The organism is Pectobacterium colocasium (assembly GCF_020181655.1).
In the GTDB taxonomy this organism is placed as follows: domain Bacteria; phylum Pseudomonadota; class Gammaproteobacteria; order Enterobacterales; family Enterobacteriaceae; genus Pectobacterium; species Pectobacterium colocasium.
The window spans coordinates 1,602,725-1,625,163 of the sequence record NZ_CP084032.1 but is presented as its reverse complement, the minus strand read 5'-3'; the positions used below and the strand labels follow the sequence as shown (position 1 = coordinate 1,625,163).

The 22,439-nt window shown below is 54.5% G+C and carries 17 protein-coding genes; 3 read left to right on the top strand and 14 right to left on the bottom strand.

Going from position 1 to position 22,439, the window contains the following annotated elements; translation table 11 throughout:
- Positions 1-51: 51 nt before the first annotated feature.
- The 10 genes from iolB to LCF41_RS07245 all read right to left on the bottom strand — a co-directional run bounded on the left by iolB (position 52) and on the right by LCF41_RS07245 (position 14,223).
- A complete protein-coding gene (gene iolB / locus LCF41_RS07290) occupies positions 52-888 on the bottom strand; it encodes a 5-deoxy-glucuronate isomerase (protein WP_225087478.1) in 837 nt (278 codons plus the stop codon).
- 87 nt (positions 889-975) lie between these two features.
- Complete coding sequence (iolE, locus tag LCF41_RS07285; protein ID WP_225087477.1) at positions 976-1,866, bottom strand: myo-inosose-2 dehydratase; 891 nt, start codon at positions 1,864-1,866, stop codon at positions 976-978.
- 33 nt (positions 1,867-1,899) lie between these two features.
- Positions 1,900-3,804 carry a bifunctional 5-dehydro-2-deoxygluconokinase/5-dehydro-2-deoxyphosphogluconate aldolase gene (locus tag LCF41_RS07280; protein ID WP_225087476.1) on the bottom strand — a complete coding sequence of 635 codons (1,905 nt, stop codon included), beginning with the start codon at positions 3,802-3,804 and terminating at the stop codon, positions 1,900-1,902.
- A gap of 41 nt (positions 3,805-3,845) precedes the next feature.
- Positions 3,846-4,979 carry a Gfo/Idh/MocA family protein gene (locus LCF41_RS07275; RefSeq protein ID WP_225087475.1) on the bottom strand — a complete coding sequence of 378 codons (1,134 nt, stop codon included), beginning with the start codon at positions 4,977-4,979 and terminating at the stop codon, positions 3,846-3,848.
- Between the two features lie 40 nt (positions 4,980-5,019).
- Positions 5,020-6,051, bottom strand: coding sequence for an ABC transporter permease (locus tag LCF41_RS07270; RefSeq protein ID WP_010281439.1), 1,032 nt, complete (start codon positions 6,049-6,051; stop codon positions 5,020-5,022).
- 12 nt (positions 6,052-6,063) lie between these two features.
- Positions 6,064-7,611 (bottom strand): sugar ABC transporter ATP-binding protein, encoded by a 1,548-nt coding sequence (locus LCF41_RS07265; protein WP_225087474.1) that lies wholly within the window; start codon positions 7,609-7,611, stop codon positions 6,064-6,066.
- Between the two features lie 66 nt (positions 7,612-7,677).
- The gene (locus tag LCF41_RS07260) at positions 7,678-8,616 is read right to left on the bottom strand and encodes a substrate-binding domain-containing protein (RefSeq protein ID WP_225087473.1); all 939 of its coding nucleotides are present in this window, start codon (positions 8,614-8,616) and stop codon (positions 7,678-7,680) included.
- A gap of 80 nt (positions 8,617-8,696) precedes the next feature.
- Positions 8,697-9,683, bottom strand: a complete 987-nt coding sequence (gene iolG / locus LCF41_RS07255; RefSeq protein ID WP_225087472.1) for an inositol 2-dehydrogenase — start codon at positions 9,681-9,683, stop codon at positions 8,697-8,699.
- 739 nt (positions 9,684-10,422) lie between these two features.
- Complete coding sequence (gene iolD / locus LCF41_RS07250) at positions 10,423-12,354, bottom strand: 3D-(3,5/4)-trihydroxycyclohexane-1,2-dione acylhydrolase (decyclizing) (protein ID WP_225087471.1); 1,932 nt, start codon at positions 12,352-12,354, stop codon at positions 10,423-10,425.
- Between the two features lie 357 nt (positions 12,355-12,711).
- On the bottom strand, positions 12,712-14,223 hold the full coding sequence (locus LCF41_RS07245) for a CoA-acylating methylmalonate-semialdehyde dehydrogenase (RefSeq protein ID WP_225087470.1): 1,512 nt from the start codon (positions 14,221-14,223) through the stop codon (positions 12,712-12,714).
- Positions 14,224-14,672: 449 nt separating this feature from the next.
- On the opposite strand from LCF41_RS07245, the gene LCF41_RS07240 reads away from it, so the two are divergent.
- From LCF41_RS07240 to LCF41_RS07230, 3 genes are all read left to right on the top strand, one after another.
- Complete coding sequence (locus tag LCF41_RS07240; RefSeq protein ID WP_225087469.1) at positions 14,673-15,530, top strand: MurR/RpiR family transcriptional regulator; 858 nt, start codon at positions 14,673-14,675, stop codon at positions 15,528-15,530.
- Positions 15,531-15,575: 45 nt separating this feature from the next.
- Positions 15,576-15,881, top strand: coding sequence for a putative quinol monooxygenase (locus tag LCF41_RS07235; RefSeq protein ID WP_225087468.1), 306 nt, complete (start codon positions 15,576-15,578; stop codon positions 15,879-15,881).
- Positions 15,882-16,207: 326 nt separating this feature from the next.
- Entirely contained in the window at positions 16,208-17,311 is a 1,104-nt protein-coding gene (locus tag LCF41_RS07230; RefSeq protein WP_225087467.1) for an ABC transporter substrate-binding protein, read from the top strand.
- A gap of 163 nt (positions 17,312-17,474) precedes the next feature.
- On the opposite strand, the gene LCF41_RS07225 is transcribed toward LCF41_RS07230, so the two are convergent.
- From LCF41_RS07225 to LCF41_RS07210, 4 genes are all read right to left on the bottom strand, one after another.
- Positions 17,475-18,443 (bottom strand): IS110 family RNA-guided transposase, encoded by a 969-nt coding sequence (locus LCF41_RS07225; RefSeq protein ID WP_225086736.1) that lies wholly within the window; start codon positions 18,441-18,443, stop codon positions 17,475-17,477.
- A 294-nt stretch (positions 18,444-18,737) separates the two neighbouring features.
- The gene (gene adrA, locus LCF41_RS07220) at positions 18,738-19,799 is read right to left on the bottom strand and encodes a diguanylate cyclase AdrA (protein ID WP_225087466.1); all 1,062 of its coding nucleotides are present in this window, start codon (positions 19,797-19,799) and stop codon (positions 18,738-18,740) included.
- 226 nt (positions 19,800-20,025) lie between these two features.
- Positions 20,026-20,862 (bottom strand): BglG family transcription antiterminator LicT, encoded by an 837-nt coding sequence (gene licT, locus LCF41_RS07215; protein WP_225087465.1) that lies wholly within the window; start codon positions 20,860-20,862, stop codon positions 20,026-20,028.
- 95 nt (positions 20,863-20,957) lie between these two features.
- Positions 20,958-22,382: a glycoside hydrolase family 1 protein gene (locus LCF41_RS07210; protein ID WP_225087464.1), complete on the bottom strand. Its 1,425-nt coding sequence runs from the start codon at positions 22,380-22,382 to the stop codon at positions 20,958-20,960.
- Between the last annotated feature and the right edge of the window lie 57 nt (positions 22,383-22,439).

Below are 22,439 nucleotides of genomic sequence, written 5' to 3'. Positions count from 1 at the left end.
AGTTATCCATAAGCCACTGCCCATACTTAAGCTCGCTTGCCATTATAGGAACTACACGTTGCCCCGCCGGTGTTTATCCGCATACTCGGGGCTGTTGATCCACTGGTGATCCGCTTCCCAGGTGAAACGCCACTGGCGCGTCGGGCCTGCCATCACATTCAGATAATAACTGTCATAGCCTGCGATAGTGGCGACAGGGTGATAGCCACGTGGCACCTGCACCACGTCCTTATCGTAGACCGCCATGCATTCATCTAATGAACGGTCATCGGTATAGACGCGTTGCAGGCAAAACCCCTGCTCTGGATTCAAACGATGATAGTAAGTTTCTTCCAGATAGGTTTCGTTCGGCGGATTATCGACATCGTGCTTGTGGCTGGGATAGGAGCTGGTGCAGCCTTCATCGGTGTACACTTCGACTACCAGCAGGCTGTCTGCCGCGTTGTTTTCCGGCAAAATATTATGCACATAGCGCTGATTATTGCCGGCACCACGCTGTTCGGCGTCGATATCCTGCGGCGCGATCAGCCGGGTTGGATGCGTGCCGAACCCCGGTGCGGCACAAACCGCCAGTTCCAGCGCCGTGTGCGCCGTGACCGTCACCGCCTCTCCCGCCGTGACATAAACCGCATAGGGTTTTCTGCGCTCAAACGGGCTCATCCTGTCGCCAATCTGCTCGAAACGCTCGCCCGGCGTGACCACCGTTGCCTTGCCGCTGACCAGCACCAGACAGCGTTCGTTATCGCTGGCGGGCAGCGATAGCACCTGTTCCGGTGCCAATTGATATACCTCGAACCCCACGTAGCGCCAACCCGCCGTTTCCGGTGTGATGTGCTGCGTCCGTCCGTGTTCGTCAGGGGCGCGATGGCGTGATAATAGTCGGGACATCTTTTGCCTCCTTTATCTCCCCCGACTTCAAACTGCCTGCACGTTGATCTACTGGCAGCTTGAAGATGCGGGGGATATCACCACGAATCAGATCAATTCCGCCTGCTGGGCGAAACGTTGCAAGTTATTGTAGCCTAGCGTCGCATACGTCAGCGGATGCGCGACAGCCGGATCCTGCTCCGCTTCAACCACCAGCCACCCGCTGTAATTATGGGCTTTCAGGATGCTGAACACCGCCGGATAATCGACGCAACCATCGCCCGGTACGGTAAAGACACCGCTCAGTACCGCATCCAGAAAGCTGGTCTTGCGGTTTTTCACGTCTTTCAGCACATCGGCGCGAATATCTTTGCAGTGAACGTGATTGATGCGGTTAATCCAACGCTTCGCCACCGCCACCGGGTCTGCACCGGCAAACGTCAGGTGACCCGTATCCAGCAACAGCCCCACTTCCGGCCCGGTATGCTCCATCAGATTATCCACATCCTGCGCACTTTCAATCACCGTTCCCATATGGTGATGATAGGCAATCTGCACGCCCTGACTTTGCGTGTAGCGCGCAAACTCGGTCAGCTTTTTGCCGTATTCCGGCCAGCGATCTTCTGGGAAACGCGGGCGCAGATGGACCGGCTTCTGTTGGTCGCCGTGAATCGCCCCCGTCACTTCGGCGAACACCAGCACCGTCGCACCGAGGTCGCGGAGCAATGCCAGATGCCCCTGCACCGCCTCAATCTCTTCTTCCACTGAACGGGTGAGCAGTTCGCCGGAATACCAGCCGGAGACTAAGCGCAGATCGTGCGCTTGCAAAATGGGCCCCAGCACGCTGGCCTGACGCGGGAACTTGTTGCCTAATTCAAAACCGACGAAGCCGGCCTGCCGCCCTTCACTCAGGCAGGTTTCCAGCGGCGTTTCCGCGCCCAGAGAAGGCAGATCGTCATTGGTCCAGGTGAGTGGATTAATACCAAGTTGAACGGTCATGTTATGTCCCTTATTCAAATACACAAAAACGGGTTAACCGCGCTGCCGCCAGACGGCGATCAGTTGCAGGTAGTTATGCTTAACTTGCTCAATCAATTCGGCGTCGTCGATCTCGTTACGCAGCCACTTTTGTGCTGGCTGGGCAAACAGGGTACGACCAACAGCAAAGCCTTTCACAATCGGGAAACCGACGGCGGCGCTGAAGCCCTGTTGCAGCGTTTCCAGCGGCGCATCCAGCCCCAGAATGACCACGCCCCGACAGTAGGGATCGCGTTCTGCCAGCAGCGGCGTAAGCTGTTCCCAGCCGGCGGCAGACAGCGGCGGCAGTTTCCACCAGTCTGGCCGCACACCAAGGTTGTAGAAGCGTTGAATCGCACGCAGGTAAAGCGCATCGCTGTGTGGCATTCCCGCCGGCAGAATGACTTCGAGCAGCAGTTCATGACCGGACTGGCGGCAGGCCTGATAGACTTCCATCACCTTCATTTCCTGCTCGCGCCGCAGCGCGTGGGCATCTTCCGGGTGAAAGAACACCAGACATTTCACCACGTGCTCCAGCGGCCAGCTCACCAGCTGTGAACCAATATTGCCGCGCTCCATCATTAACGGGCGCGATCCCGGCAGCTCAATCGGTCGGCCAATCCACCAGCCCTTTCCTGTAATGTCGTTCAGCGCATCCTGCCCGAACGTGCCGTCGCACAGCAGACCCGCTTTGCCCTCCAGCCCGGCCTGCTGCGCCGCATCATAACTGGCACGCAGAATCAGTTTCTTCAGCGCAGGAATACGACTGATTTCAGTGCCGCAATTCAGTGCCATGTCTTCCAGTTGGCTGCGGTGATCGAACGCGATCACGCACAGTTCATGCCACTGTTTACGCCGTGTCGTAACTCGATGCAGATGGTTAAGCTCTTCGTCCAGATCGGGACGCGGCACGCTAGCCGCCCGTGCTAAATAGTTATCCAGTTCGATTTTGCTTGGCATGGCTGGCGCGCAGCCGTGGCGCGATACCACCAGCGCGCCGCAGGCATTAGCATACGCACAGGCTTTCTCCCAGCCTTCGCCGTTGAGGTAGCCGCGCAGCAGGCCGGACATAAACGCATCACCCGCGCCCAGTACATTCAGCACATCCACGCGAACCCCTTTAATCGTGATGCCTTTATCCAGATGATCGGGGATAGCGTGGCTAAACACCGAGCATCCCAGCGCCCCGCGTTTGCACACCAGTTCCGCCTGCGTGTGCTGCCGCACCGTGCGCAGCGCCTGCAAGGTATCCGTGCTGCCGCCCGCAATGTGGAACTCTTCCTCGGTGCCGACTATCACGTCGAACAGCGACAGTACCTGCTGCAACTGCTCGGTGACCGCCTGCGCTTCAACAAAGCGGGTTTCGCCATCGCCCAGCGACGTCAGCCCCCACAGCACCGGACGGTAGTCAATATCCAGCACCGTTTTCACCCCGTTGCGCCGCGCGTATTGCAGCGCCGTCAGTACCGCTTCACGCGTGTTAGGGTGAGAAAGATGCGTGCCGGTAATCGCCAGACAGCGTGACGACGCAATGTAATCCTCAGTGAAATCCTCCGGTGAGATCGCCATATCGGCGCAGTTGTCGCGGTAGAAAATCAGCGGAAAGGTATCGCGATCTTTGATGCCCAACAGCACCAGCGCCGTCAGACGTTCCTTATCGGTAATCAAATGGCTGGTATCGCAGCCGACCTGATTCAGCTCTTCACGCAGGAAGCGCCCCATATGCTCGTCGCCCACTCGCGCCAGCATAGAAGAACGCAGCCCTTGTCGTGCCGTGCCGTAAGCCACGTTGCCGGACGACCCGCCCAGATACTTGGCAAAGCTGCCCATATCTTCCAGACGCGCGCCGATTTGCTGCCCGTACAGATCGACAGCAACGCGCCCCATGCAAATCACATCAAACGTCTTTTCCTTACTCATAGCAGCCAATCCTGTAAAAAGTCGCGTAAAAAAAGTCGTAGTTAGCCCACGTCGTCCACATTCACCCAGCGTGCCGTTTCGTGTGACAGCACGATCGCGTCCAGAACTCGCGAGACTTTCCAGCCCTCTTCGAAGTCCGGCCACATGGGAACGTCAGCCGCAATACCGTCGATCAGATCGCGTACCTCAACCGTTTTTTGATCGTTAAATCCAATACCGTGTCCGGCGCTGGCGCAGAAGGGCGCGTAATCAGGATGCTGCGGCCCGGTCAGCAGCGTTTTGAATCCCTGCCGGTTCTCCGGTTCGTCATGCCGATAGAGTTTCAGCTCCGCCATGCGTTCCTGGGTGAAACTCAGTGTGCCTTTGGTACCGGTCACCACGTAGGTGAGCCCCATTTTGCGGCCGCAGGCGATACGCGAGGTTTCAATCACGCCGCGAGCGCCGCTGGCGAAACGCACCATCGCATGCGCCTGATCTTCATTCTCCACCTGTACTAATTCGCTGCTGCCCGATGCCGTCGGGCGCTGCGCAATCACCGTTTGCAGATCGCCGCAGACGCTGACGATGTCCCCCACCAGATACTGCGCCATGTTGACGATATGCGCCGCCAGATCCCCCAGCGCCCCCAATCCGGCGGTTTCTTTGAAACAGTGCCAATCCGCGGGTTTGTTCGGATCGGCCAGATAATCCTCGTTGTGCGTACCGTAAAAATGCACCACCTCGCCAATCTCGCCGCTGGCGATAATCTCTTTGGCCAACTGTGAGGTCGGGTTCTTCATGTAGTTGAAACCCACCAGCGTTTTCACGCCCGCCCGCTGTGCGGCATCGACCATTTCTCGGGCATCACGTGCGTTCAGCGCCAGCGGTTTTTCTGAGTAAACGTGCTTGCCGTGCTCAATAGCCGCCATCGCCATCGTTTTATGCAGAAAGTTCGGCGCGCAGATATCCACCACGTCAATGTCCGGGTCCGCCACCAACGCACGCCAGTCCCCTGTTGAGCGCTGAAAACCGAACTCCTGCGCCCGTTTGGCTGCCAATTCCGGCGACACTTCCGCCAGCATCGCCTTCACCAAGTTGCCTTTCAGCGGGAAGACCGTCGGCGCTTGCGCATAGGCGATGGCATGTGCACGACCGATATAGCCAGTGCCGATTAACCCAATGCGTACATCCTTCATATCCACCTCGGTGCAAAAAAAGAATCGGTACGGGTGCGGCTCAGATCGCGCCGCGACGGCTCTTGGCATAGGTGTCGAACGCCACGGCCAGCACGATAATTAACCCGGTGATAATCTGCTGGTAGTAAGCCGATACGTTCATCAACACCAGTCCGTTAATTAGGATCCCCATGATGATCGAGCCGATAATGGTGCCGCTGATCCGGCCGTAGCCCCCCATCAGCGAAGTCCCGCCGATGACCACCGAGGCGATGACGCGCAACTCAAAGGTGATCCCCGCGACCGCTTCCGCGCTACCAAGACGGGCGCTGAGAATGAAGCCCGCCAGCCCAGCCAGACAGCCAATCACGACGTAGACGCTAACCAGAACGCGCTGCACATTGACGCCAGCCAGACGTGCGGCTTCGGTGTTGCCGCCGATGGCGTACACGAAACGGCCCCAGCGGGTTTTATGCAGCGCCAGATAGCCCAGCAAGGCGACCAGCGCGAAGATCCAGATCGGCACCGAAATACCGAGAATCTCGCCCCGTCCCCACCAGCGGTAACCGGGGTCAAAGCCGGCAATCGGCGCGCCGTCGTTCATCACCAGCGTTAACCCGCGCCAGATCGTCATCCCGCCTAGCGTGACGATGAACGGCGGCAGACGCAGTTTGGTCACCCCCAAGCCATGTAGGAAACCAATGAAGGTACCCATTGCCAGACAGACGCCCAACGCAACCAGCCAACTCAGGCCGTACCAGGCATCAGGATCGACGGTAGTAAAGTTGTCGCCTTTAATCACCGACGCGGCGGTGATGGCACACACTGCCAGAATGGAGCCGACGGACAGGTCGATCCCGGCAGTCAGAATGACAAACGTCATCCCTACCGCCATGATGCCGTAGATGGAGACTTCGGTCAGAATGTTGGTGATGTTGCGTTCAGACAGAAAGTTGCTGTTCTGCGACTGAAAGAAGATCAGCAGCAGAATCATGAAAATAAACACGCCAAAGCGTTCAAAAAAGGCAATCGGATCAAAACGTCCACGCGGATTGGACGGCGTAATACTCTTAGAAAGCGGCTGCTGGGACATGCGTCACCTCCGTTATGCTGCGTGTAATGCGTCGTGGCAAATGGCCATCATCGTCATCAGTTTTTCTTCTGTGGCATCATCGCCATGAATTTCCCCGCTAATCCGCCCTTCGCTGAGCGTGATAATGCGGTCGGAAATCGCCATGATCTCCGGCAGGTCGGAGGAAATCACAATCACGGCGACGCCCCGTTTCGCCATATCGAACAGCACCTGATGCACTTCGGACTTGGTGCCAACATCGATGCCGCGCGTGGGCTCATCCACGATCAATACCTTGGGATTCAGTGCCATACAGCGAGCAAGAATCACTTTTTGCTGGTTGCCGCCCGACAGCTTGCGCACTTCCTGCTCGCTGTTCACCATCTTGATGTGCAGCGCCTGACGGTAGGCTTCAATCAAATCGTCTTCCTTGCGGGTATTCACAAACCAGCGCCAGCGCATGAGCGACGAGAGGTTGGAAAGCGAAATGTTTTCCCGGATCGATAACCCCAGCACCGCGCCCTCTTTCTTGCGATCTTCCGGCACCAGCGCGATGCCTTGCGACAGCGCATGCAGCGGCGTAGACGGATGGTAAGGGGCGTCATCCAATACAAATTCCCCCGTAGAGAAAGCGTCGGCGCCAAACAGGCAACGTGCGATTTCCGTCCGTCCCGCTCCCACCAACCCAGCAATGCCAAGCACTTCGCCCGCATGCACCTGAAAACTAATGTCTTTTAGTTCGATGCCGTGCGCATCTAACGGCGGTTTTTCCCGACTTAAGCCCTTCACCGCCAGACGTACCGGCTTATCCTGATGATGCGTTTCTGAAGGTGGACGGCGGTTAAACACCACGTCACGACCGACCATCAGGCGAATAATTTCCTGCACGTTTGTGCTGGCGACATCGCCGGAACCGGTGTAACGGCCATCCTGAAACACGGTAAACCGATCGCACAATTGGAAGACTTCGTGCAGCCGGTGCGTGACATACACCACGCTCACACCACGCCCTTTAAGCTCACGCACCACACGGTGCAGGCTGTCGACTTCGCTGTCGCTCAGCGCCGCCGACGGTTCATCCATCACAATCAGCTTGGCGTTCAGCGTCAGCGCTCTGGCGATCTCCACCATTTGCTGTTGCGCTACACTCAACCGTGCCACCTGCGTCGTCGGCGCCATGTTCAGTTTCAGGTAATCCAGTACCGCTTTCGCCTCGCGATTGACCGCCAGCGCATCCACGAATACGCTGCTACGCTGCGGTTCACGCCCCAGGAACATGTTCTCCGCCACGCTCATATTGGGCAGCAGATTAAATTCCTGATAAATGGTAATAATTCCCCGCTTTTGCCGTTCAACCGGCGATTCGAGCGGTAATAGTTTCTCGCCGCCAAACCAGATGTCGCCGCTGGTCTGCGGCTGCGCCCCTGCCAGCGCTTTCAACAGCGTCGATTTACCCGCGCCGTTTTCTCCCAATAGCGCATGAATTTCACCCGGCTGTACGGTCAGCTGTGCGTTGCTCAGCGCCCAAACGCCAGAGAAGCTCTTTGCCAGATTGGTGATGTTCAGTAGGGGTTCCGTCATGTTTACCTTCCTCCCGCAAGGCCGCGCGAACGCGGCCTGCTGAATGCCTGTGATGTAGAGCGCGACTTATTTACCCGCTTCGCCAATGCGTTCGGCATCGTTCAGGTTATCTTTGGTAATCATGGTCGGTTGGTAGTCAGCCCCGGTGATAGGCGTCTGACTGCGGATGTTATTGGTCAACTGCGTCAATGCCGTGGTTACCGCATAGCCTGGACGTTGGTCGGCAGTCACGGCCAACCAGCCGTCGCGTACGCGAGCCAGCGCTTCCGGCACAGCGTCAAAGCCGGTTACCATCACTTCACCGGGTTTCAGACCCTGCCCCTGCAAGGCTTCAATCGCGCCCAGCGCCATGTCGTCATTCGCAGAGAGGATCACCTGTGGACGCTTAGGCAGCGACGGCAGGACGCTTTCTACGATGCGCATCCCTTCGGAACGCATCCAGTTCCCCGTCTGGTCAGCCACAATGTGGTACTTGCTGCCGCCCGCTTTCAGGCTGTCGCGAATCCCCTGCGTCCGTTCGATATTAGAAGAAGAGCCCGGCTGGCCAGTCAGCAGAATGATCTCTGCCCCATTCGGAAATTTGGTTTTGACATAGTCGGCAATCGCCTGACCGCCTTTGTAGTTGTTGGCCCCAAAGTGCGGCACCGCTTTTTCTGTTTTCACCGAACGATCCAGCGTCACCACAGGCAGTTTGGCATCCTGAATTTCGGTCACGGCGCTGGAAACGGCGTTGACGTCATTCGGTGACACCACAAAGCCCTGCGCGCCGCGAGTAATGGCATTTTCTAAATCGGCGGTCTGCTTCGGTGAGCTACCCTGTCCATCCAGCACCTGCAAATTCACCCCCAACTCTTTGGCGGCTTTAACGGCGGTGCGCTGCATGTGAACTTCAAACGGCATGGCGAGATTCGGCGTACTGAAAACGATTTGTTCATTTTGGGCCTGAGCAAGACCAGACAGACCCAGTGCGATGGCGATTGCGGAAACGCTGATGATCTTTTTCATATGTCTTTTCTCTTCATCTGCTTCTGTTATGGGTATGGGTGTAGGGTTGAAAGCAGGTAAAACACGATGTGCCGATACGGTTACACGGCGACCTCCTTGCCTTGAGCCAGGGATTCAAAGGCTTTATCCGCCAGATTCAACGCACGCTCACCGTCCAGACCGGAGCACTCCGGCTGGGTGCGACCATTCAGCACATCGACAAAGTGCTGCCACTCTGCCGCGTAGGCCGCGTGATAGCGTTGCAGGAAGAAATATTCGGGTTTCGCTGCCAGACAACCGTCGTCGGTCCACTGCTCGACCACGTTCTCGCGGATATTGCCCGCGCTGAGCACACCTTTCGCGCCATGCAATTCAAGACGCTGATCGTAGCCGTAGCCGGAGCGGCGACTGTTGACGATGGTTGCCATCGCGCCAGAGGCAAATTTCAGCACGATAAACGCGGTATCAATGTCGCCCGCCTCACCAATGGCCGGATCGACCAGATTGCTGCCTTGCGCAAAGACCGACACCGGCTCTTCGCCCATAATGAAACGCGCCATATCGAAATCATGAATCGTCATGTCGCGGAACATGCCGCCGGAAACGCGAACATACTCAGCAGGCGGCGGCGACGGATCGCGGGAGATAATCAGGAGAGATTCCGGCTTGCCGATGCGCCCCTCGCCAGCCAGCGTTTTGACGCGGCGGAATTGCGGGTCATAGCGGCGGTTGAAGCCCACAAACAACGGCACGTTCTGCTGTTTGACGACGGTCAGACAATCGCGAACGCGGGCAATATCCAGATGCACCGGTTTTTCACAGAAAATGGCTTTGCCATGTTTGGCGGCCAGCTCAATCAAGTCGGCGTGTGTGTCAGTCGCGGAGGCAATCAGAACGGCATGCACTGCCGGATCGTTCATGACTTCATCCACGGTTTGCACTTTGGTATGGTAGCGTTCGGCCAGCGCTGCGGCATTGGTTGGGTTGGGATCGACGACCGCGTATAAGTTGGTCTCTTTGTGTGCCGCGATATTCACTGCATGGACCTGGCCGATGCGGCCTGCGCCCAGTAAAGCGATGTTAAACATAGATGCTCCCTTGCTGCCTGAGTGGCGTGTAATGCCAGACTGAAAAAGTGACGGGATAACGGCTAGTCGCATTCTTCCCACCAGCCCCATCACCCGCTTTTTACCGCAAATCCTGATAGCTAAAATAAAACATTTATTTCAGTTTTGTATAAATTGAAAATTATGTTTTTGCGTGTTAGTTAACATTTTCATGACATCTTCGCCGTTTTCTGCAACCCCAATCACATATCGTGGGAGAACGTTTGTGGGGATATACAGGACTATCAGAGAATCGGTCAGGTGCTGGCGCACCGCGGGAGAAAAATGAAACTGCGGTTTGAAAATGAAATGAATATTTCAATTTAATTCGGGAATATAGGGGAAATATTAGGAAGCACGAAAGATCGCAAACTTCATCTGCACAGACTCTCTTCTCACATTATATGCAGACTCAGTGATGTTTCGTGCGCAAAAATATCGCTATTCTCATGCTACTTAGTAGCACGCGCCCGACGCAGGGCGCTCAGTCGCCGCCGCCCTGCGAACCCTGGCTTCCGGCTAAATGATGTCGCTACGCGATACCTTCGTCGGTATCAGGCTTAACGGACCGCTTGCGACGTGCTCCCTGCACGGCGCAGGCTTTTGCGGCATCCATGCCGCTCATCCTAAGCCCGCTATCTCCTCAGCATAATTTCTTACGCCGGGTAACAACACCAACCTCACTTACGACCCGACATAGTTTGCCGCCAAGAGAAATAATCTAATACTGGCGGGCGCGGGAGAGCGCAGTTTTCACGTTATTAGCGGCAGCCTCAATCTCTGGATTATCCGCAACCTGCGCCGTGCCGGTGCGCCACCAGGATTCATAGCCGTGCGTCATGGTCTTCGGCAGTACCTTGATGTCGAGCAATACTGGCCCCGGATGCTGACGTGATTCCGCCAGTGCCTGCTTAAGCGAGGCTTCATCATGCACTCGCCATGCTTTACAGCCGTAGCTTTCCGCATTCTTGGCAAAATCGACCGGAATAAGCGCCCCGCGCAGTTGCCCCGACTCTGCATCGCGGTAGCGGTTTTCCGTACAAAAACTGCCCATGCCCTGACTCATTTGCAGGTTGTTGATGCAGCCGAAGCCCGCGTTGTCGAACAGCAGCACGGTGATTTTGATGCCTTCCTGTACCGCCGTTTGCAGTTCGGTGTGGAGCATCAGATAGGAACCGTCGCCGACCATCGCGTAGACGGGCTGTTGCGGTGCCGCAAGGCGTGCGCCAATCGCCGCCGCAATCTCGTATCCCATGCAGGAGTAGCCATATTCCAGATGGTAGCTGTCCGGCGTTTTCACATGCCACACGCGCTGTAGATCGCCCGGCAACGAGCCCGCCGCGCCAACCACAACCGCGTTATCCTCCAGCTCATCATTCAAGATCCCCAGCACGTGCGTTTGCGTCAGATGGGTATTCAGCGTCTGGCGATATTCATCCAGCTTGTCTTCCAGACCGTCCACCACTTCCGGTACCAGTTCTCCCTTACCCTGCACGGTAAACAGCCGCTGTAGCTCGCGTTCCCATTCCGCACGAGCCTGTTCAACGGCCTGCTGCCAGTCGCTACGATACGATGCCGTCGCCAGCCGTTCGGCCAACGCCGCCAGCCCGACGCGCGCGTCCGCGATCAGGGGCAACGCATCCAGTTTTAGCGCATCAAATTCGGTCACATTAAGCAGTAAAAATTCGACGTTCGGATTCTGAAATAGCGACTTGGAACCCGTGGTGAAATCGGTTAAACGTGTCCCGACGCCGATCACCAGATCCGCCTCTTGCGCCAGCCGATTCGCCGCCAGCCCGCCCGTTACGCCGATGCCACCACAGTTCAGCGGATGTGAAGATACAATCGCGCCCTTGCCCGCCTGCGTTTCGCCAAACGGAATAGCAAATTGTTCGGCAAACTGCGCCAGTGCATCATGCGCGCCGGAATAACGAACACCGCCGCCGCAAATCAGCATCGGGCGGCGCTTGCTCGCAATCAGCGTCGCCGCTTCATCCAGCCGTGCCGCATCCGGCGGGCGGCGTTCGAGGTGATGGACGCGCTTGCGGAAAAACGATGCCGGATAATCCCAGACTTCCGCCTGCACATCCTGCGGTAAACATAGCGTCACCGCACCGGTATCGGCCGGATCGGTCAGCACACGCATGGCGTTAATCAGCGCGCTCATCAGCTGTTCGGGGCGATTAATACGATCCCAGTAGCGAGAAACGGGTTTAAAACAGTCATTGGTACTGATCGACAGATCGTGATACTGCTCGACCTGCTGCAACACCGGATCCGGCTGGCGGCAAGCGAAGAGATCGCCGGGTAATAGCAGTACCGGAATGCGGTTGGCGGTGGCGGTGGCTGCGGCAGTCACCATATTTGCCGCCCCCGGCCCCACCGACGAGGTCACCGCATAGATTTTCCGCCGTTTGTGTTGCTTAGCAAACCCGACGGCGATATGCGCCATTCCCTGCTCGTTGCACCCCTGATGCACGCTGAGACGGTTTGCCTCCTGCTCCAGCGCCTGACCGATGCCAAGCACATTACCATGACCAAAAATGGTCATGACGCCCTGCACAAAGGGGGATTCTTCACCGTCTACGCTGATGTATTGCTGGTTGAGAAACCTGACCAGCGCCTGCGCCATGGTGATGCGACACGTATCCATTGATCTACTCCTTAAATAAGGATCTGATTTCTATAATGAACTATGTATATTCAGCGAGCATTTCGTGCGCGAAAATTTAGCCATTCTTATGCTACGTTGTAGCACGCGCCCGACTCAGGGCGCTCAATCGCCGCCGCCCTGAGAACCCAGGCTTATGGCGATAAATTATGCCGCTACGCGGACCCTTCGGTATGTGTCACCGTCATCCGAACCGCCAGTGACGCGGTCCCTCCGCGGCACTGGCTTTCGCGACATCCCTGTCGCTCTTTCGGCGGTGTCCCCTACCTCAGCATAATTTTTAACGCCAGAAGCGCAAAACCGATGCACTCTATTCATCACTTGTTAGCAGTCAAAACCTCACTCCAGTGTGGGCATGACGAAGCTGCTGGTGTGGTGTTCTAGACGGACGCTGGCAGGCCAGCGGCTGGTGACGGTTTTCATGCGGGTGTAGAAGCGTACGCCGTCGTTGCCGTGGACATTAAGCGGCCCGAAAATGGAGCGTTTCCAGCCGCCGAAGCTGTGGAACGCCATCGGCACCGGAATCGGTACGTTCACGCCGACCATTCCAGCCTGCACCTCTTCGCAGAACTGGCGTGCCGTTTCACCATCGCGGGTAAAAATAGCGGTGCCGTTGCCATATTCATGGTTGTTGATCAGCGTTACCGCCGTTTGGTAATCCTGCACACGTACCACGGACAGCACCGGGCCAAAAATCTCTTCCTGATAGATCTTCATCTCTGGCGTGACGTTGTCGAACAGCGTCGGCCCAATAAAGTAGCCCTGCTGATGGCCTTGAATAGACAGCGTGCGGCCATCGATACGCAGCGTCGCGCCCTGATCGACGCCGCTCTGAATATAGTCGGCAATCTTCGCCCGGTGCGCTGCGCTGATCACCGGCCCCATCTCATTTTCCTGTCCGTCCATCAGACCTGGGCCAACGCGCATCGCGTTGATCTGCGCATTCAGGCGTTGATTCAGCGCTTCCGCCGTGTCATCGCCAACGGCCACCACCACAGACAGCGCCATACAGCGCTCGCCCGCTGCGCCAAACGCCGCGCCCATAATCGCGCTGGCGGCCATGTCCATGTCGGCATCCGGCATCAGAATGCAGTGGTTTTTCGCCCCGCCCAGCGCCTGACAGCGTTTGCCGTGCGCCGATGCCGTCTGATAGATGTATTCCGCTACCGGCGTCGATCCCACAAAGCTCACCGCCTGCACGCGTGGATCGGTCAACAGCACATCCACCGCTTCTTTGTCACCCTGAACGACGTTAAATACACCGTCCGGCAGGCCCGCTTCTTTCAGCAGTTGCGCCAGCAGCAGCGAGAGCGACGGATCTTTTTCCGAGGGTTTCAGCACAAAGGTATTGCCGGTCGCCAGCGCAATCGGGAACATCCACATGGGCACCATCGCCGGGAAGTTGAACGGCGTAATCCCGACACACACGCCGAGCGGTTGCATGAGCGAATGGCTATCCACCCCGGTGCCGACATTCGCCGAGTGTTCGCCTTTTTGCAGATGCGGAATACCGCAGGCAAATTCAACGACTTCCAGACCGCGCGTCACCTCTCCCACGGCATCGGAATAGACCTTGCCGTGCTCCTGTGAAATCAGCCGAGCCAGCGTATCCATGCGTTCTTCCAGCAGCGCTTTGAAGCGAAACAGCACGCGCGCGCGGCGCAGCGGAGAGTGCTTTGACCACGCAGGGAATGCCGCCGCCGCGCTGGCAATCGCCTGCTCGACTTCCGCCTTATCAGACATCACAACCTGGCGAATCTGCTCGCCCGTCGCAGGGTTATACACCGCGGCGTAGCGTTGGCTGTTGCTGGAGGCAATCGCCCCCTGAATGAAGTTAGATACGGTTTCCATGTTTACACCTTTGTGGGTTTTGAGGAGACAAACGGCTGATATCGGATTACAGTATATGAAATGAATATTCCATTTAACGTAAAAATAAAATAAATGTTGATTATTGTGATCCGCTGCGAATTTTTATGTAAACTTGAAGACAGCTGTCCATAAAGACAGGCGAGCAGCCTAACGTCGATCGTTTAAGCATCGAGATACACGGGCGACCACAGGGGTGAGGCCTCCCTGCGGGAACCTCCCCCTGTGTTTCCCCTAATAACGGGCTTAAGTGACCAGTATTAGGCGAGCAGCCTCTGAAAATCGTCGTATCGATACAGGCGTGCCGTCGAAAATGTCGTACAGATAAAACAGCCGTATCCAGAAATGAATTTTCCGTTCCGTTTCAGGCGCCAGTCATGAAATCGCCCTAATGGGATAGGTTCTTATACGTCTTTGGGAGATAACCCGATATGCCCATGGCAACCAGCCTGAGAGAGTTACAGGAACAGATCCGCGAGCGTTATGATTCGCTCAGCAAGCGGTTACAGCAGGTGGCGCACTATGTGCTGGATAATACCAACAGCATCGCGTTCGATACCGTCGCGGTGATCGCCGAACGCGCTGACGTTCCCCCCTCAACGTTGATTCGCTTCGCCAACGCCTTTGATTTCAGCGGCTTCAACGAAATGAAACAGCTGTTCCGTATGAATCTGGTGGAGGAAACCGCCAGCTATACCGACCGGGCGCGGCTGTTTCGGGCGATGGAGGCTGACGCCGTGCCAGAAACGCCGTTGGATATTCTGCATGAGTTTGCCCGCTCAAACGCGCAGGCGATGCAGCAATTAGCGGCACGTACCCCGCAAGAGGATCTGCAAAAAGCCGTCGATCTGCTGGCACAGGCGGAGACCATCTATATCGTCGGGCTACGGCGCTCGTTCAGCGTCGCCACTTACCTCACCTACGCGCTCAGCCATCTGGAAAGCAGCCCCATTCTGGTCAACGGCCTGGGAGGCATGTTTCGTGAACAGCTCAGCCGTGTCAGTTCACGCGATGTGGTGGTTTCCATCAGTTTCTCGCCCTACTCACAGGAAACCGTGATGGTCAGTGAGATGGCCGCGAAGGCCGGATCAAGGCAAATCGTGATTACCGACAGCCAGATCAGCCCGCTGGCGACGCTCAGCGATGTCTGCTTTGTGGTAAAGGAAGCGCAGGTTGATGCGTTTCGTTCACAGTCCGCCACGCTGTGTCTGGTGCAATCGCTGATGGTATCGCTGGCTTACCGACAGGGAAACGGCGCAGAGCAGAGCGAAAAGCAGCAGCGCGGCTAATCAGAACCGCCTAATCAACAAGACACCTATAGGGAGAGCCGTTTTATGCTTAAAGTCATCGCGCAGGATTTTATTAAGCCGGAGTACATTGAAACCGTCATGCCGCTGTACCGTGAATTAGTGGAGAAAACCCGACAGGAGCCGTTATGCCTCTCCTATGAGCTTTTTATCAACCAGAAAGATCCGGGGCATTTCACCTTTATCGAAACCTGGCCAGATAAAGCCGCGCTGGATATTCACTGCCAGACTGAGCACTTCCAGCGGCTGGTTCCCATAATCAATAGCCACCAGCGCGCCGAGTGCACTTTCCTGCTGATGGCTCCGTTCGACAGTCATCTCCCCGCCGTTTGAATCCATTCAATTTTAGGCCGTAGAACGGCCTAAATATTGCTGTAATTCCCCGTCATTCTGCTTTTTTTCACGCCAATTTATCAGTCATTTTTTTTGAATTAAAATCTCAATTTTTTCTTATTTAATATTTTTCATAACCGGATAACATACAAAAACCCTCTGATAGCAAGCATATCAGCTATTGGTCAGCAGGCAATGACAATCAAACAAATTAAATAATTTGATAGTCATTCATATGATATCACTAATACATTCTTATCCCAGCCAACAATCACGGGGGATGAACGATGCATCGGTAGATATCGGCTCTCATTCAGGAGAAATCGATGTTTAAATTAAAACAAGTGGTCGCATTTACGGCGCTGATGGCGACAGCAGCGACCAGCTATGCGGCAGTAGAGGCCGATAAGCGCCCGATTAACGAGCTGTATCAAAATGCGTTACGGGAAGGCGGTATTGTTACTGTCTATGCGGGGGGTGACACGCCTGGTCAACAGGATGGTATCAAACAGGCGTTTGAAAAACGCTTTCCGGGAATGAAACTCAACGTCATTGTGGATTACAGTAAATTCCACGATGCCCGTATTGATAACCAACTCGCGACGAACACGCTGGTACCCGATGTCGTACAGCTTCAGACGTTGCAGGATTACCCGCGCTGGAAAAAAGAGGGCGTGTTGCTGAACTACAAACCTATCGGCTGGGACAAAGTCTATCCTGCGTTTAAAGATAAAGACGGTGCCTGGACCGGCGTATTTGTCGATGCATTCAGCAACGTGGTTAATACCAAGCTGATTGCTGAACATGCCTGGCCAACAGAAGCCAATGACTATCTGCGCCCCGATCTGAAAGGCAGCATTGTCTTAACCTACCCGAACGATGACGATGCCGTGCTGTTCTGGTTTAAGCAGGTCGTGGATAAATACGGCTGGGAGTATGTCGCTAAATTCAAAGAACAGAACCCGGTTTATGTTCGCGGTACGCAGGCTCCGGCTGACGATGTTGAAAGCGGTAAGTCAGCGGCGACATTCTCAACCGACGGCGCACTGGCTCCCGATCAAAACGCCAATTCGCGTTTCGTGCTGCCAAAAAACGATCCGTTTGTTTCCTGGGCGCAGCGCGCAGCCATTTTCAAGCAGGCTAAACACCCGGAAAGTGCCAAGCTGTATCTGAGCTGGCTGTTGGATAAAGAGACGCAGAGCAATGTCTGGTATATGTGGTCGGTGCGTACTGACGTGACGCCGCACGCTGGCTATAAGCCTATCTGGGAATATAAGAACACCAGTCCACAGGCTTTTGCTGAATTCATGAGCGATCGTGCAGCAGTGGAGTCATTCCGCGCCCAGATCGGTCTGTATCTCGGCGAAGTGAAAGGTGAACCGTCTCCAGGCAACCTGGGGCTGCATCCCAAAGAAGCCTTACCTCATTAATACGCGAATTAGGTTCTTATATACCCGTCATACTTCAAGCTGCTTGTGCGTTGGCCGCCCTTACTCACCCCAGTCACTTACCTGTGTAAGCTTCTGGGGATTCGCTCGGTTGCCGCCTTCACGCAACTCGAATTATTTAGCAACTGTCTTGAACAACATTTTTTCATGGGGTAGCTCGATGAAAATCGTTGTCCCAAGCCTGACCCGTTTTGAGCATCGCGTTCAGAATAGTCAGAAGTTTACGCATACACGCGACAAGCGCGACTTTTTTCGGCTTACCCGCGTTCACAAGGCGGGTATAAAAATCTTTAATCACCGGATTAAAACGTGTGGCAACCAGCGCGGCCATATACAACACGCTACGTATGCTGGCTCTTCCGCCAAATATTGTCCGTTTGCCGCGCATTTTCCCAGAGTCCCGGTTTAAAGGGGCAACGCCTACCAGCGCACTTATCTGCCGACGGGAAAGTGTCCCCAGTTCGGGCAACTCAGCCAGAAGGGTAGAGATGGTGGTCGTCCCAACGCCTTTGACGCTGCCAAGTAAATCAGAAAGCGCTTTGAAATGGCTTTGAACATGTTTGTTCATGTCGTGGTCAATTCGAGCGAGTTCGTGTTTCAGGGCATTAATGATCGTCTTTATGCTCTTGCGGGACTGAGGGTGAGCCGAAGCAAGTCGGTTATTCTCTGCCACAAGCATGGTAACGAGTTGACGTCGCCGCGTGACGAGAGCGGCCAGAGCCTGACGTTGAATATCTGGCAGGGGTTGAATGAAACGTTCACGCTCAGGATGTCGGTCAATGACCTCAGCCATTTGCGCTAATACTTTGGCGTCAATGCGGTCGGTTTTAGCCAGATATCCCATGGCGCGAGCGAAGTCTCTTGCCTGGCGGGGATTGATAACGACGACCTCAAAACCAGCAGCTTGTAACGAACAAGCCAGTGGAGCTTCGAGTCCGCCGGTGGCCTCCATGAGGATAAGAGAAACTGAATGTTTTGCCAGTTCAGCCTGAATAGCGTCAAAGCCATCGAGGTCATTACTGGCGGAAAAGGGCGGCAATGCAGAACCCATAGCGATATCGAGGGAGGCTTTGGAAACATCAATACCGATGTGAAGTAAATCTGGCAGACTCATTTTTACCCCTCCTTGCAAATACGAAATGAGGTCAAACAACTGTTCGGGTTTCAGATGAGTGGCGCGGTTCATGCGCAATGAGCTAAATAACGGGCTTAGAAACCCCAGAGTAAAACAGGCTACATGAACCGTGCCAAACTTACATTGTCAATAATATCTAAACTTCAAGATACAAGGGTATAAATCGAGTTGGTTCTTATAAATAAAAAAGCCCCTGTCACCTTACGATGGCGATAGGGGCTTCTTTTTCATTAGCAGTAAATACACAACCTATCAGGCTGTAGCCTGGTGTCTTCAGGCAACTTCAGTTCGGCGGCGGCCTTTGTTTTTTGCCCGGTAAAGTGCCATATCGGCGGTCTTTAACCAGTCAATATATTGACCCATTTCCGGTGAAATCTCCGCAATACCGACGCTGACAAACACCGCCAGCTGCGGCGTTTGGTTCAGGAATTTCAGCGACAGGCTCTCCCGAACACGGTTCACCGCGTCTAACGCCTCTCCCGCACTGGTCTGGGGTAAAATAACGGCAAACTCATCTCCACCGAACCGCCCAATCACATCCGTTTCACGAAACCCGGATGTCAGCTCGCGCGCCAGCAGCTGTATCGCCTGATCGCCGACGTTATGCCCAAAGTTATCGTTAAAGGCTTTAAAATGGTCGATATCAAACAGAACTAACGTCGCCGTATGTTTATAGCGCTGACAACTATCATATTCGTGCTTCAGCAACCGTTCCCAGTGGTGACGGTTATAAAGGCTGGTCATCCCATCATGGATACTGACTTCCATCAGCATACGTTTGTGTTCCGCCAGTTTCAGCGCAGTAGTGTAAGTGACATAACCCAGAAAAATTGGGTAGACCAGCAACATCGGTAGACAGGCATAAAGCTGTAGCGGTGTCGTATCCAGCGAAACCGGCACGGAAAACAGCACAAGCACCAGCACACAGGCGACACACTGTAATACGATGCCCTGAACAAGCAGCTTTACTCCACCGCCAGCCGTACAGTTCATCCCTACCATTGCCGCAATCACGGCGCTGGGCAGAAGATTCACGCCCATAAACCCAATCCAGATGCCACCAAACGCCACATCAATCAATAAATTACGCTTCTCGCACTGCATCGGGTCGCGTGACCGCAGGGACAGCGTGTAGGCAATGTGAGGCCAGATAAAGGTATTAAGAAAGAGCAACACCCACAAGAGCGTCGGGACAGGCCGGGTAATTAGCACCGAGGAAATAAAGAGAGCGCACAGTATCGTACCAACAATGCGTGGAATATAGACTCGCTGGGAAAAGCGTAACCCTGAGCGACGTACATCTACCGTCAAAAACGTCGGCGACGAGGCTAACATAACGACCCCCATGCGGTTCACTAACGAAGAGCGAGAAAAAGAACATTATGACTGCAAGCCTGCCAGCAACAGTGAGCAGTTTTTTAATTTATTTTGTTACATAACGAAAAGATACCGTAAAGGCAGAGCAGAGTAACACAAATGTTAACTCTCGGTGGTCTTACCCGTGACGCTCTTTCCGCATGGGTAATGACCACAGGCATCCCCATCATCATAGCTTATGTCATTAAGAGGGAGAGGGTTGTAACCGGTTGATATGAATGGTCAGAAACATAATTTCATCGGTGGTTAGCTGGCAGCCGTAGTTTTTTTCCACATAATCATACACTTTCATCGCGCAGGCGTAGGCCCGTGGCATCAGTTCGGTAATCCCCTGATAGATGGAATCATCACCGTGGCTCACGGTTTCCCGGTTTAACAGGCGCAGGGCGAAGAACTTCAGATGCGTCACCAGGCGCTGATAATTGAGAGAATGTTCATCAAACGTGATGTGGAGATCGTATTTTAGAATGGTCAAAATATCTTTAATGATGCCCGCGCTTTGCATCGTGCTCTGCATATCGCTGTTATTCGTCGCATTTGCCAGATGTAACGCAATAAACCCCGCTTCATCCTCCAGCAAATCGATATCCAGCCTGGCACGAATCAGCTCCAGCGCGTCCAACCCAACGGCAAATTCGCTGTGATAGAACTGACGAATATCCCATAGCATTAGATTCTTGATCGTCTGCCCTTTCTTATGACGTTGAATCGCAAAGTTGATGTGGTCACTGAGTGCCAGAAACAGCGTGTCCTGTACGTCAAGCCGCAGCGTTTTTTGCGCCAGCGTAATAATTTGCTGCGTCACGGCCAGACAGTCAGGCGGAATATCCGCCAGCAATTGTGACAGCACATCCGCCATACCGTCGCTTTTCTTCACGAACTGGCTTTCAATACGCTGTTGATCGATAGGGTCGCCCACTTTTTTGCCAAAGCCGACGCCTTTACCTATCGCCACAATTTCCCGTCGATCATCTGCCAGCACCAGAACGGCGTTATTGCTCAATATTTTTTTAATTATCATCGCATCAGCCGTCCTGTCTGATGGGAAGGCACGCTGGCCTTCCCTACCGTTTACTGCCCCAGCGTGATATCGACTGAGGCACCTGCTTTTCTCATTTACGTTTCTGAGCTATCCAGCCCATTGTTTTTAATGACATCAGCATACCAGTATGCGCTTTTTTTACGGATACGCCGCAGATCTTTCAGATCGAATTCTTCACGGTTAACGTAAATAAAACCATAGCGCTTCGAGCATCCCTGATGGGTGGAAATAAGATCCAACGCCGACCATGGCGTGTAGCCGAAGACATCCACCCCGTCGGTGATCGCAAGCTGGATTTGCTCAATGTGGCGTTGCAGGTAGTCGATGCGGTAATCATCGTGAATCTCACCGTTTTCATCCAGCGTATCAAACGCGCCCAGCCCATTTTCCGTAATGATCAGCGGCAAATGGTAACGATCGTGCAGCTCACGCAGCGTATTGCGGAAGCCTATCGGATCGATCTCCCAACCAAAGGCGTTTTTCTGCAACCACGGATTGCTTGCACCACGATGCACGCCCTCTTCACCTGATTTCAGGTGTTGGTCACCTCCGCGTGCAATTTCATCCGAACCGTCGCCTTTGCTGGCTTCAACCGTTTGCGAGGTGTAGTAGTTAAACGCGATAAAATCGGGTTTGGCCGACGCCAGAATATCCATATCGCCAGGCAGAATCTCCGGCGTATAGCCTTTTTCTTCCATATAGCGCCAGGCCGCGGTGTTGTAACGTCCGTATACCGCCATATCCAGATACAGCCAGTTGCGGATCGCGTTATAGTTGAACGCCGCCATCACATCTTCAGGCTTTGATGACGCCGGATAAATCAGCGCAATGTTGGGCGCCGGACCAATTTTCGCACCGGGCACTTTGTCATGTAGCGCATTCATCGCTTTCGCCTGCGCCACCAGCATGTTGTGGTTCTGCTGATAGAGATTCTGCTTCGGATTTTCCAGCGTAGGATCGAGCGTGCCCAATGCAGAACCGTGCAAAATCATCATATTTTGCTCATTGATGGTCAGCCAGTACTTCACCTTGTCGCCGTATTCATCAAACAGCACGTTGGCAAAACGTTCAAATGCATCCACCGTTTCCCGACTGTACCAACCGCCTTTGGCCTGTAACGCCTGCGGCAAATCGAAATGGTACATCGTGACGATCGGCACAATACCGTAATGCAGCAGCTCATCGATAAGATTGTGATAAAACGCAATGCCCGCTGGATTGACCTCACCGCTACCATCGGGAATGATTCGGCTCCAGGCGATGGAAAAACGGTAGGTTTTAAAGCCGATATCGGCAAACAGGGCTACATCTTCTTTGTAACGATGGTAATGATCGCTGGCGACTTTAAAGTCCGTGGTGCCCTCAGGATAAGCGGTTCTGGCATCAATCACCGATGGCCCCTTGCCATCCTCATTCCATGCCCCTTCCACCTGATAAGCCGATGTCGCTGCGCCCCACAAAAATCCCTCTGGGAAACGTTTAAGATGACGGTATTTCATAGTTTTCTCCTTTCCTTAACGAGATCATGTTATGATTAGAAGTGAGATAAATAATAC